Below are 11344 nucleotides of genomic sequence, written 5' to 3' on the forward strand. Positions count from 1 at the left end.
GCCCTGTTCGGGCCCCTAACAGGGACCCGGTCAGGCCCGAGGAGTCGGACCGCTTCGCGGGTCCGTGCGCAGCAGTGCACGGGCCTCCTCGCGGAAGCGGGCGTCCGCCGCCGACGGGGCGTGCGGGAAGCCGGGGACGAAGACGTGCGCGTCCCGCTCCGCCAGCCTGGTCAGCCGACGGTGCTGATCGTCCGTCAAGTTGCCCGCGCCGACCTCCCGTAGGACGTCCAGGGCGGTGAGCGGGTCCGCGTCGGTCTCGGCCGATGCCAGGGCCGCGTCCGCGAGTCGGACGCGGTCCTGGCCGGCCGGGTCGACGGCGAGGAGGGCGAGCGCGGCCGCCGCCGCGTGGTCGCGATGGGCGAGTTTGCCCTCCAGGAGCGGGGCGAGCGGCCGGCCCAGCTCACCGAGCGCGCCGGCGGCCCGCGCGGCGCGTACGTTCTGCCAGCGGTGCCAGTCCCCGTCCGCCTCCTCCAGCACACCGGCGATGATCGGCACGGCCTCGTCCGCGCTCCCTGTGAGCCGCCACAGCGCGCGGGCGATCTCCGTGTCGCTGTCGAGGTCGGGGTTGGTGCGCCCCGCTTCCGATGAGCCGGACGCCGGGTCGGTCGTCGCGCGGGCGGTGTCGCTCAGCGCGGCACGCAGATGCGGCAGCAGCGAGGCCGCCGTCTCCGAACCACCCAGCTCCCCGGCGAGTTTCGCCGCCTCGGTCATGTCCCGGCCGCCCGAGGCCAGCGCCTCGACGACGGCCGACAGCACCGCCCCGGTGTCTCCCGCCTCGCCCGAGAGCCGGTGCAGCGCCGAGCCGATGTCGACCGGGTTCTGCCCCGTGAGGTCGGCGTCTCGCAGCGCCGCGACCGCGCGGGCCCGTTCCTCCGGTGGGCAGACGGCGGGCAGTGTGCGCAGTACGACGAAGGGATAGCGGTCCAGCGCGGCGAGCAGGTCGGGCACGGCCGCCGCCGCGCGGTGCCCCCAGCCCGCCAGGAGCAGGCCGAGGTGGATCGACCCGTTCCAGTCGATGTCGTCCTCAGCGAGCCGGGCCCGTACGGCGTCGAGCAGTTCCGGTGTGTACGGGAACGGGTCGGGGTCCGCGGCGCGGGCGTCCCCGGTCCTCGACCAGGGGCTCAGTTTCGCCGCCGCGTCGAGCGCTCTCGGCCGCCGGGCCAGGTCCGAGGCCAGCAGCGGGGCGGCCCGCTCCGGGGCGGTGGCGACCAGCGCGGCCAACGCGCGGTCGGCCAGTTCACCGCCCTCGGTGGCGATGGCCGCGAGCGCGGGGGCGGCGCAGGCCGCCCGGTGCCCTAGCTGGTGGACGACGGAGAGAACGGCGCTCGCCGACGACGGATCGTCGAGGAGCCCGGTCAGCGGCCCGGCGAGGCGCGCCGTCGCGGCCCGGGAGACCTCGCAGGCGTGCTCGGCCGCCGAGACCGCCTCGCCGCGGGCGTCGGCGTCCGGGTGCCGCAACCCGGCCTCGATCAGTGTGAACGCGGCTTCCCGCGCCGCGTCCGTGTCCCGCTCCAGCAGCCCCTGCACCACGTACCGGAACGGCTCGGTCTGCTCCTGGTCGAACCGGTCCGCGACCAGCGGACCGGCCGGCAGCAGAGAGAGGAACGCGTCGTGATGGACCGGGGTCCACGGCAGGTCCGCGTCCGATCCGGCCAGCAGCGCGGCCAGCCGTACCGGCGGGGCCTGCGCCCCCTGCCCGGCGCCGCCGCCCCCGGGCGTCTCCCCCAGCACGGTCTTGTCGAACTCCTCCGCGGCCGCCGGATCGAGCCATGCCGTCCCCGCGAGCAACTCCGCCCTCACCAGCGGGTCCAGCTCGCCCTCCCAGCGACGCCGCAGCGCCGGAAGCACCTGCTCGGCCGCGCCCGTCCTGGCCGCCGCCCAGACCGCCGCCTGCCGGACGGCGGTGTCGTTCGCCTCGATCAGCGGCAGTATCAGGGGCAGTTGGGCGGTCACGGCCACCCGGCACACGCCTGGCGTGTCGCTCCGCTCGTCCTCGCTCTCCGCGATGCAGCCGAGCAGCAGAAGCATGTCGGCCGGTCTGATCCCCGCCGCCGCCAGCCGGGCGGGGTACGGCACGGCGTACGCCGTCGCCTCGTACACCGACCCCTGGTGGATGATGTTTCCGTAGAGCTCGTACAGCGCCTCTTCGGCCTCCTCGACGTCGTCGCTCGCCAACGCCCGTAGCTGGCCCGGGACATCGTCGGCGCTTCCGTAGGCGTGCTCCCACTCCCCCCAGGGCTGTGCGTCGAGGTCAGCGAAAATCTGTGCGAGATCCATGACCGGAATCCTGGCACGAGCCTCTGACAACGAGTTCCTCGCGGTCCCCCGTGATCCGCGGACCCCAAGGTCCGTCGCTAACCGATCAGCGTGCTCTTCGGCCGCACCACGCAGAACTCGTTCCCCTCCGGGTCCGCGAGCACCGTCCACGACTCCTCGCCGCTCTGGCCGACGTCGACCCGGCGCGCGCCGAGCTCGATCAGCCGGTCGATCTCGGCCTCGCGGTCCTCCGCGCCCGTCGTCAGGTCGAGATGGAGACGGTTCTTGACAGTCTTGCGCTCCATCGCGGGCACCGGCATGAAGCACATCCCGACCGGCGCGGACGCGTCGGGCCCGATGACCACCTCCCGTTCGCGCTCGGAGAGCACGCGCCAGCGCAGCGCCGCCGCCCAGAAGCGGGCGAGGCCGGGCAGATCGTGTGTGTCGACGACGATGTGATGCAGGGTCACGGGCATCCGGGCAGTATGCGCCCGGCCCGCTCCGCGCGCATCATCGATTCCGCTGGCGCGCCACGGGTGCACTCGACGGCGCCGGGGCGGCCGATGCGTCGGCCGGCGCGTCGGCCATGGTCCCGTCTTCCGAACTCCCCTTGCCGCCCCAGTGGTTGAAGGCCAGGTTCAGCACGATCGCCACCACGCACCCCGTACTGATCCCCGAGTCGAGCACCACCAGCAGGTCCTTCGGGAAGGCGTGGTAGAACTCCGGCGCCGCGATCGGTATCAGCCCGATACCGACGGCGGCGGCGACGATCAGCGCGTTCTCGCCCTTCTCCAGCGCGGCGGTCGCCAGCGTCTGGATGCCGCTCGCCGCCACGGAGCCGAAGAGCACGATTCCGGCGCCGCCGAGGACCGGCAGCGGTACGAGCGCGATCACGGAGGCCAGCACCGGGCACAGGCCGAGCAGGACGAGGATGCCGCCCCCGGCCGCGACGACGAAGCGGCTGCGGACCTTGGTCATGGCGACCAGCCCGATGTTCTGCGCGAAGGCGCTGCACATGAAGCCGTTGAACAGCGGGCTGATGGCGCTGCCCAGCGTGTCGGCGCGCAGTCCGCCCTCGATGACGCGTTCGTCCGCCGGCCGGTCCACGATCTTGCCGAGCGCCAGCATGTCGGCCGTGGACTCCGTCATACAGACGAGCATCACGATGCACATGGAGATGATCGCGGCGATCTCGAACTGCGGTGCGCCGAAGTGGAACGGTGTCGGGAAGCCGACGAGGCCCGCGTCCTTGATCGCGTCGAAGTCGGTCATGTTCATCGGGACCGCCACGACGGTGCCGGCGACCAGCCCCAGCAGGATGGCGATCTGCTGGAGGAAGCCGCGCAGCACCTTCCGCAGGACCAGCACGATCAGCAGGGTGAGGCCGGCCATCCCGATGTTCCTCATGGAGCCGTAGCCGTCGGCCGTGGGGTCGCCTCCCTGGGACCAGTTGAAGGCCACCGGGAGCAGTGAGACACCGATCAGGGTGATGACGGTGCCGGTGACGACCGGTGGGAAGAACCGCACCAGTCTGGAGAAGTACGGCGTGAGGACGAACCCGAGCACGCTGGCGACGATGATCGCGCCGAAGATGACGGCGATGCCCTCCGCGCCGCGTTCGCGGCCGATCGCGACCATCGGTGTGACGCCCGCGAAGGAGACGCCGTTGACGAACGGCAGCCGCGCGCCGACCTTCCAGAAGCCGATGGTCTGGAGCAGCGTGGCGATGCCGGCGGTGAAGAGGCTGGCGCCCATCAGGAAGGCGGTGTCCCGGGCGTTCAGGCCCACAGCGGGCCCGACGATCATCGGCGGCGCCACCACGCCCGCGTACATGGCGGCCACGTGCTGGAGGCCGCTGGTGAACATCTTGAAGGGCGGCAGGGTCCGGTCGACGGGGTGCCTGGGGTCCTGGCCGGGTATCTCGTCGGGGGCGGGTACGTCTTTACTGAGCCTGGGCTCGGCTGCCACGGGTGTTCCTCCGGTCGGTTACGCGTCGGCGGCGACGCGGGTGTCAGGGAGGTGCGGGAGATCGGTCGCGTACACGAGTCACCGTCCCGGGTGGTGGCGCACCGCCGTGCGTCGCGCCACCACCCGGACGCGGCTGCCAGGAACCCCGCTCGGGCTCCGTGGCCGCCGGTCGAGGGCCGTCCCCCTCGACCGGACTTCCGGGACGATCCACGGCCGGACCTGCCGCGCCGGCCGCCCGCAGGCGGACACGCGGGACCTGTGAGAGCGGTCCGCCGCGGTGATCGGGTTCGTCGTGATCGGGCCTGCCTCGATCGGGCTCGTCGCGGACGGGCGTCAGCCCTCCGCCGCGATGCGCGCCAGGCGCCGTGCCTCTTCCCGCGTGGAGCGGGCGACGGCGTCTTCGTCCACCGTGGTCAGGTGGTTGTCCTCGACGACGGTTCTGCCGTTGACGAGGGAGAGCGTGACGGGGGCGGCGGCCCCGAGGACCAGGGCGATCACCGGGTCGGCGATGGAGGCGTGGGCCAGGGTGTCCATCTTCCACAGCACCAGGTCGGCGAGTTTCCCGGCCTCGATCGAGCCGATCTGGCCGGCGCGGCCGAGGACTTGGGCGCCACCGTACGTACCGAGCCGCAGCGCCTGACGGGCGTTCAGGGCGGACTCGCGGTGGGCGCCGAGGCGGTTGATGAGCAGCGCGTTGCGCAACTCGGTGTGCAGTTCGCCCGATTCGTTGGACGCGGTGCCGTCCACGCCGAGACCGACGGGCACGCCCGCCTTCAGCATGTCGGGAACGCGCGCGATGCCGGCCGCGAGGCGGGCGTTGGAGGACGGGCAGTGCGCGACGCCCGTGCCGGTGCGGCCGAAGGCGGCGATGTCCGAGTCGTTCATATGGACGCAGTGGGCCATCCACACGTCGGAGCCGAGCCAGCCCGTCGACTCGAAGTAGTCGGTGGGGCCCATCCCGAACAGTTCCTTGCAGAACTGCTCCTCCTCGACCGTCTCGCTGCCGTGGGTGTGCAGCCGCACTCCCTTGCGCCGCGCCAACTCCGCGCCCTGACGCATCAGTTCGGTGGAGACGGAGAACGGCGAGCACGGCGCGACGGCGATCTGGGTCATCGAGCCGAACGAGGCGTCGTGGTACCGGTCGACGGTCGCCTCGGTGGCGGCGAGCGCGTCCTCCAGCGACTCGACGGCGAAGTCCGGCGGCAGTCCGCCGTCCGACTCGCCGCGGTCCATGGAACCGCGGGCGAGGGTGAACCGTACGCCCGTCTCCGCGGCGGCCCCGATGATGGCGCCGGACAGGTCGCCGGCGCCGCGCGGGTACACGTAGTGGTGGTCCGTCGCGGTGGTGACGCCGCCGCGCGCCATCATCGCCAGTGAGCCACGGGCGGCGGCGCGCGCCATGGACTCGTCGATGCGCGCCCAGGTCGGGTAGAGCGCCACCAGCCAGTCGAACAGGTTATGGTCGGTGGCCAGTCCGCGGGTGATCCACTGGTAGAAGTGGTGGTGGGTGTTGACCAGGCCGGGGGTGACGAGATGGCCGGTGCCGTCGACTCGCCGTACGACGTTCTCCAGTCCGGCGGGGGCGCGGCCGGCGCCCACGGATTCGATGAGGTTGTCCGCGACGACGACGTGCCCGGAGGCGTACTCGGTGTCGTTCGCGTCCACGGTCGCGATGGCACAGTTCTCGATGACGATGCGCGAAGCCGCCATGGCGGGTCCTCGTTCTTCCCATGTGGGTGGACGGAGCCGGGGGTCGAGCGGGGTGACGACCGGGTCCGCGGTGGTGTCGGTGCGCAGATGCCCCCGCTCTTCCCCCATATCGCCCTGTTCTGCTGGGACTTGACGCCGGCGCGCGCGTCGGGGGTACGGCGGGGCGGCTACAGGTTGGTCATGTCGAGCGGGATCCGCGGCTCGACGCCGTCGCGCAGCACGGTGGCCTCGATGAGGCCGTACGGCCGGTCGGCGGCGAAGTAGACGGCTCCGTCGGGAGTCTCGTTCTTCACGCCGAACGGTTCGAGGTCCACCAGGAAGTGGTGGTTGTTGGGCAGCGAGAACCGGATCTCGTCGATCTCGCCGCGGCTGTCGATGATCCGCGAGCCCATTTGGTAGAGCGTCTGCTGGAGGGAGAGGGAGTAGGTCCGCGCGAAGGCGTGGAGCAGGTGCCCCCGCGCCTGTTCGTAGGAGTCGTCCCAGTCGGGCATCGGCCGCGAGTCGTCGGTCCAGTTGTAGCGCCACCTCGCGGACACGTCGGTGGCGAGTATGCGGTCGTACGCCTCGCGGAGCGTCGTGTACTTGTCCTTGACGTAGCCCCAGAACTCGGAGTTGGTCGAGTTCAGCACCGTCAGGTCCTTGAGGCCGGAGATGATCTCCCACTTCTCGCCGTCGAAGGTGATCTGCGAGACGCGGGTCTCCTGGCCCTTGCGGACGAAGGAGTGCTTGATCTCGTCGGCCTCGCCGGACGTGGGGTCGGCGTCCGGGGCCGTGATGCGCTCCCAGGCGTACTCCTCGATCCGGATCCGTGCCCGGTGTATCGGCTCCTGGCTGCTGACGAAGTGCCGGGCGAGATGGATGCCGAACTGCTCGGCGGACTCGATGCCGTGCTCCTTGGCGAACGCGTACACCGTGTTCTTGGTGGTGTCGGTCGGCAGGACGTTGGCGTTGGAGCCGGAGTAGTGGACCTCCTCCATGTCGCCGGAGAGGGCGACGGAGACACTGAGGTCCTTGATGTGGTGGGTGGCGCCGTCCCGCACGATCTTGACGACGCGGTTCTCCGCTTTGCCGTACTGGTTCTGGCCGAGAATGGTCGGCATCTGCTAGCTCCCTCGGTATACGGAGTAGCCGAACGGGTTGAGCAGCAGCGGTACGTGATAGTGCTCGCCGGGTGTGACGGCGAACGTGATCGCCACTTCCGGAAAGAACGCACCGCTGTCCCGTGGCGCGGGGGCGTCCTGCTGTGCCTCGGCTTGTCCCTGGTCGTGGAAGTACGCCTCGGTCTCGAAGTCGAGACGTACGTGGGTGGTTCCCGCCGGCAGCGCCGGCAGGTCCGCGCACCGCCCGTCCGCGTCGGTCTCCGACCGGCCCAGCACCACCCACCGCTCCCGGGCGCCGCCGCGGGCGGAGAGCGAGAGGGCGACGGAGGCGGCCGGGCGGCCGGCGCTGGTGTCCAGGATGTGTGTGGACACCGATGCGGTGGTTTCCGTGCTCACGGGTTCACTCCCCTGCTTCCGCTGCTTCTACGAGTCGGGTCAGCCGGACACGGTTGATCCTGCCCAGTTCGGTGCGGACGACGGCCCGCTCCTCTTCGGGCGTGTTGCCGATCCGGGTGCGGACCGCGTCCCGCATCTGCTCCCCGGTCCTGCCGGTGGCGCAGATCAGGAAGACGTGTCCGAACCTGTCCTGGTAGGCCAGATTCAGTTCGAGCAGTTCCGCCCTGAGTTCGTCGGACGCCCCGGCCATGCCCCGCTGTTCGCGGGCAGAGGTCGGGTCGCCCGGCTTCGGGCGGCCGATGGGCGGGTGCGCCGCCATCGCCTGTGCCAGATCGTCGGCGGTCAGTCCGGCCGTCGCGGTGTCACTGGCGGCGAAGAGGGCGTCGGCGGTGTCGTACGGGCGGTGGGAGAGCAGTGCGCTCCCCCATGCCGTACTGGCGCACACCTCGTGGAGTGCGGCCAGGGCCGCGCTGTCGGAGGATGTGTTGAACCGGGTGAGGCCCGGCGGCGGGTCGGTCGTCACGGGAGCCTCCGTGGCTGTGCTTGACGGGCTGCGGGACAGCTAACGCCTTCACGAACATCTCGTCAACACTTTGTTGAATTTCTCTGTGGGCGGGCCGCCGCCGGCGCGCCCCCGGCCCGTCAGTTCGTCTCGGACCGGTTCAGGTAGTTGTAGACGGTGAACCGGCTCACCCCGAGGGCGCTCGCGACGGTCTCCACACCGTGCCGTACGGAGAAGGCCCCGCGCGCCTCAAGCGACCGCACCACGGACTGTTTGGTCCTGCGGTCGAGCTCCGACAGGGGCATTCCGTGCCGGCGCTCCAGCGCGACGAGGATGTGGTCGAGCGATTCGGAGAGCTGGGGAAGGCGTACGGCGACGACCTCCTCACCCTCCCAGCTCAGCACGACGTCGTCCGGCCCCGCCAGGCCCGGAGGTACCGTCTCGGCCCCCATGGCGTCGACGAGCGGCTTCACCGCCGCGAGGAGCGGGTGGTCGGACGGTCCGGTCACCGCTCGTCCTCCGCGATCACGTTCACCTGGAGCGAGACGCGGGTGGCGCCGGCCTCCAGGGAGCGGCGGAGCAGGGTGTCGACGGCCGCGATGACGGCGTCGGCGCCGCCTTCCGCGGTGTTGCCGAAGGGCCCGACGTCCACGGCGTCCAGTTCGGCCGCCCGGATGACCTCACGGGCGACCACGGCATGGCCGGGGGCCTCGTCCAGATCGAACGGCTCGGTCGTGAATTCCACTCTCAGTCGCACGCGCACAACCTACTGCGCGAGCGGCGAAATCACGGCCGCCCCCTTGACAGCCCTCACAAATCCCAGGCAATCTTCCATTAAGCAGAAACTAACTTCCGCAATACGGAAGGAGCGAAATACCCCTCATGGCTCCCTTCACGAACAGGCCCGGCTCCGAGCAGCGCTTCGATGTGAACCTGTCGATCCTCTTCACCGAACTCCCGCTCCTGGAGCGCCCCGCGGCGGCCGCCGCTGCGGGCTTCACCGCGGTGGAGCTGTGGTGGCCCTGGATCGAGACCCCCACTCCGCCGCGGGCCGAGCTCGACGCCCTGAAGAAGGCCCTCGACGACGCGGGCACCCGGCTCGTGGGGCTCAACTTCTACGCCGGCCGGCTGCCCGGCCCCGACCGCGGGGCGCTGTCGCTGCCCGGCGAGGAGTCGGACCGCTTCCGCGCGAACATCGACGTGGCGGCCGGCTTCGCCGCGTCGGCCGGCTGCACGGCGCTCAACGCGCTGTACGGGAACCGCGTCGACGGCGTCGACGCGAAGACACAGGACGCACTCGCCCTGGAGAATCTGGTCCTCGCCGCCTGCGCGGCCGACCGGGTCGGGGCGACCCTGCTGATCGAGGCGCTCAACAGGCCGGAGTCGCCGCACTATCCGCTGGTGAGCGCCGAGGCCGCGATCGACGTCGTGGACCGGGTCAACGAGGCCACGGGGCTGGGCAACACCGCGTTCCTCCTGGACGTCTACCACCTGTCGATGAACGGTCTGGACGCCGAGGCGCTGGCCGAGGTCATCGACAGGTACGCCGACAGGACCGGTCACGTACAGATCGCCGACAACCCCGGCCGGGGCGCGCCCGGCACCGGCACGCTGCCGCTCCAGGACCTGCTCGACCGGCTCCGCAAGGCCGGTTACGAGGGCTGGGTCGGCCTGGAGTACAAGCCCGGTGACCGCCCGAGCGCCGAGTCCTTCGACTGGCTGCCCGCCGAGGCGCGGGCCGCGCGCTGAGGCGCGGCCCCGCGCCAGGACTGTCCGGACCGACACATCCGCCCCGAGCGGGGACGACGCACACACGTATGCGAGAGAGGCACCCCCGATGAGCACTCTTCCCAAGGTGGCCTGGATCGGCCTCGGCATCATGGGGTCCCCCATGGCCGAGAACCTGATCAAGGCCGGATACTCCGTCACCGGCTTCACGCTGGAGCGGGAGAAGCTGGACCGGCTCGCGGCCAACGGCGGCACCGTGGCGTCGTCGATCGCCGAGGCCGTCGAGGGCGCCGACGTCATCGTCACGATGGTGCCCGCCTCCCCGCAGGTCGAGGCCATCGCCTACGGCGAGGACGGCATCCTGGAGCACGCCAGGAAGGGCGCCCTCCTGATCGACATGTCGTCGATCACCCCGCAGACGTCGATCGATCTCGCCGAGGCGGGCCGGGAGAAGGGCGTCCGCGTCCTCGACGCGCCGGTCTCCGGCGGTGAGGCGGGGGCCGTCGAGGCGGTTCTCTCCATCATGGTCGGCGGCGAGCAGGCCGACTTCGACCAGGCGAGGCCCGTCTTCGAGGCGCTGGGCAGGACCATCGTCCTGTGCGGTCCGCACGGCGCCGGCCAGACGGTCAAGGCGGCCAACCAGCTGATCGTCGCCGTCAACATCCAGGCGTGCGCCGAGGCCGTGGTCTTCCTGGAGAAGTCGGGAGTGGACCTGAGCGCGGCGCTGGACGTACTGAACGGCGGTCTCGCCGGGTCGACCGTCCTGACCCGCAAGAAGGACAACTTCATCAACCGCGACTTCGCCCCGGGCTTCCGGATCGACCTGCACCACAAGGACATGGGCATCGTCACCGACGCCGCCCGCAATGTCGGCGCCGCGCTGCCGGTCGGCGCGGTCGTCGCGCAGCTGGTCGCCTCCCTGCGCGCGCAGGGCGACGGCGGTCTCGACCACTCGGCGCTGCTGCGCGCCGTCGAGCGGCTGTCCGGCCGGCAGGTCTGACACCCCACCGAACTCCGGGTTGTGGCGGCGCTGACAACTGTCCTGTCGCGCCCAGGCGCCGCCACAGCCCGGGAACCACCCGCGCGCCCCGGGGCGAGGACCGACCCCCGGCGGCGAGCGGCCGACAGCGGTCCCTGCCAACGGCCCTCGTGAGGGGTGGCCGGTGGGAGGGACATCCCCGGGACCGTGGCGGCGCGCGAGCCAGTGCGGTGGTGAGGGGAGCGACGGCGGCCCTCCTGACATGAAGGAGCACCGTCCGGCGCTCACCGTCGCCGTCGCCACGGTCCCCACAGCCCCGTCGCGGGGCTCCGCCGAACGCCGTCCGGCGGTGCGAGTGCCCTGTCGCGCCGGCCTCGCACCGTCGGGCGGTCCTCAGTTCTCCCTCCGAACCACCAAGAGCCCGGCCGGGGAATCGGCCGGGCTCTTGTGCGCCGTCCGCGGGTCTGCACACTGGGAGGATGCGTATTGCCGTGTTCCTCCTCGTGTCCGCGGTGTCGGTCGTCGTGGCGATCGCCGAGAAGGACCTCTCCTGGCTGGTTCCGCCGGTCGTACTCCTGCTCCTGGTGCTCGGTCCGATCACTCCGGGGATTCTCCGCGGGAAGGCGAAGCGGCCGTCCGGCGCCGCCGCAGCGGGCACCGCCGCCGGCGCCACCGGAGCTGTCGTGGCGGCCAGTTGGTGGGCCG

12 protein-coding genes are annotated in these 11344 nt (G+C 71.6%); 3 read left to right on the plus strand and 9 right to left on the minus strand.

Annotated features, from left to right (window positions below):
- Nucleotides 1–30 precede the first annotated feature (30 nt).
- The 9 genes from GXP76_RS03550 to GXP76_RS03590 form a co-directional block, all read right to left on the minus strand.
- Entirely contained in the window at nucleotides 31–2277 is a 2247-nt protein-coding gene (locus GXP76_RS03550; RefSeq protein ID WP_242569915.1) for a HEAT repeat domain-containing protein, read from the minus strand.
- A 77-nt stretch (nucleotides 2278–2354) separates the two neighbouring features.
- Nucleotides 2355–2732, minus strand: a complete 378-nt coding sequence (locus GXP76_RS03555; protein WP_242569916.1) for a VOC family protein — start codon at nucleotides 2730–2732, stop codon at nucleotides 2355–2357.
- A gap of 34 nt (nucleotides 2733–2766) precedes the next feature.
- Nucleotides 2767–4224: a nucleobase:cation symporter-2 family protein gene (locus tag GXP76_RS03560; RefSeq protein WP_374359738.1), complete on the minus strand. Its 1458-nt coding sequence runs from the start codon at nucleotides 4222–4224 to the stop codon at nucleotides 2767–2769.
- A gap of 333 nt (nucleotides 4225–4557) precedes the next feature.
- Entirely contained in the window at nucleotides 4558–5934 is a 1377-nt protein-coding gene (locus tag GXP76_RS03565; RefSeq protein WP_242569927.1) for an 8-oxoguanine deaminase, read from the minus strand.
- 167 nt (nucleotides 5935–6101) lie between these two features.
- Entirely contained in the window at nucleotides 6102–7034 is a 933-nt protein-coding gene (pucL, locus tag GXP76_RS03570) for a factor-independent urate hydroxylase (protein WP_242569917.1), read from the minus strand.
- 3 nt (nucleotides 7035–7037) lie between these two features.
- On the minus strand, nucleotides 7038–7430 hold the full coding sequence (uraH, locus tag GXP76_RS03575; protein WP_242569918.1) for a hydroxyisourate hydrolase: 393 nt from the start codon (nucleotides 7428–7430) through the stop codon (nucleotides 7038–7040).
- 4 nt (nucleotides 7431–7434) lie between these two features.
- Entirely contained in the window at nucleotides 7435–7953 is a 519-nt protein-coding gene (uraD, locus tag GXP76_RS03580) for a 2-oxo-4-hydroxy-4-carboxy-5-ureidoimidazoline decarboxylase (protein WP_242569919.1), read from the minus strand.
- 119 nt (nucleotides 7954–8072) lie between these two features.
- Nucleotides 8073–8441, minus strand: a complete 369-nt coding sequence (locus tag GXP76_RS03585) for a helix-turn-helix domain-containing protein (RefSeq protein ID WP_242569920.1) — start codon at nucleotides 8439–8441, stop codon at nucleotides 8073–8075.
- Nucleotides 8438–8689 (minus strand): thiamine-binding protein, encoded by a 252-nt coding sequence (locus GXP76_RS03590; protein WP_242569921.1) that lies wholly within the window; start codon nucleotides 8687–8689, stop codon nucleotides 8438–8440. Before GXP76_RS03590 ends, GXP76_RS03585 begins: the two co-directional genes overlap by 4 nt.
- A 125-nt stretch (nucleotides 8690–8814) precedes the next feature.
- Between GXP76_RS03590 and GXP76_RS03595 the strand changes: the two genes are divergently transcribed.
- From GXP76_RS03595 to GXP76_RS03605, 3 genes are all read left to right on the plus strand, one after another.
- Complete coding sequence (locus GXP76_RS03595) at nucleotides 8815–9681, plus strand: TIM barrel protein (protein ID WP_242569922.1); 867 nt, start codon at nucleotides 8815–8817, stop codon at nucleotides 9679–9681.
- Nucleotides 9682–9769: 88 nt separating this feature from the next.
- Nucleotides 9770–10660, plus strand: a complete 891-nt coding sequence (locus GXP76_RS03600; protein WP_242569923.1) for a 2-hydroxy-3-oxopropionate reductase — start codon at nucleotides 9770–9772, stop codon at nucleotides 10658–10660.
- Nucleotides 10661–11118: 458 nt separating this feature from the next.
- Nucleotides 11119–11344 (plus strand): hypothetical protein (locus tag GXP76_RS03605; RefSeq protein WP_242569924.1); only part of this gene is annotated, 226 nt, incomplete at its 3' end.

It is taken from the genome of Streptomyces sp. NP-1717 (genome assembly GCF_022695985.1).
In the GTDB taxonomy this organism is placed as follows: Bacteria; Actinomycetota; Actinomycetes; order Streptomycetales; family Streptomycetaceae; genus Streptomyces.

Excerpts from the sequence above, each read along its gene's own strand:
- GXP76_RS03550 (WP_242569915.1), bottom strand. The coding sequence starts at position 2,277 with ATGGATCTCGCACAGATTTTCGCTGACCTCGACGCACAGCCCTGGGGG.
- GXP76_RS03555 (WP_242569916.1), bottom strand. The coding sequence starts at position 2,732 with ATGCCCGTGACCCTGCATCACATCGTCGTCGACACACACGATCTGCCC.
- GXP76_RS03565 (WP_242569927.1), bottom strand. The coding sequence starts at position 5,934 with ATGGCGGCTTCGCGCATCGTCATCGAGAACTGTGCCATCGCGACCGTG.
- pucL (WP_242569917.1), bottom strand. The coding sequence starts at position 7,034 with ATGCCGACCATTCTCGGCCAGAACCAGTACGGCAAAGCGGAGAACCGC.
- GXP76_RS03595 (WP_242569922.1), top strand. The coding sequence starts at position 8,815 with ATGGCTCCCTTCACGAACAGGCCCGGCTCCGAGCAGCGCTTCGATGTG.
- GXP76_RS03600 (WP_242569923.1), top strand. The coding sequence starts at position 9,770 with ATGAGCACTCTTCCCAAGGTGGCCTGGATCGGCCTCGGCATCATGGGG.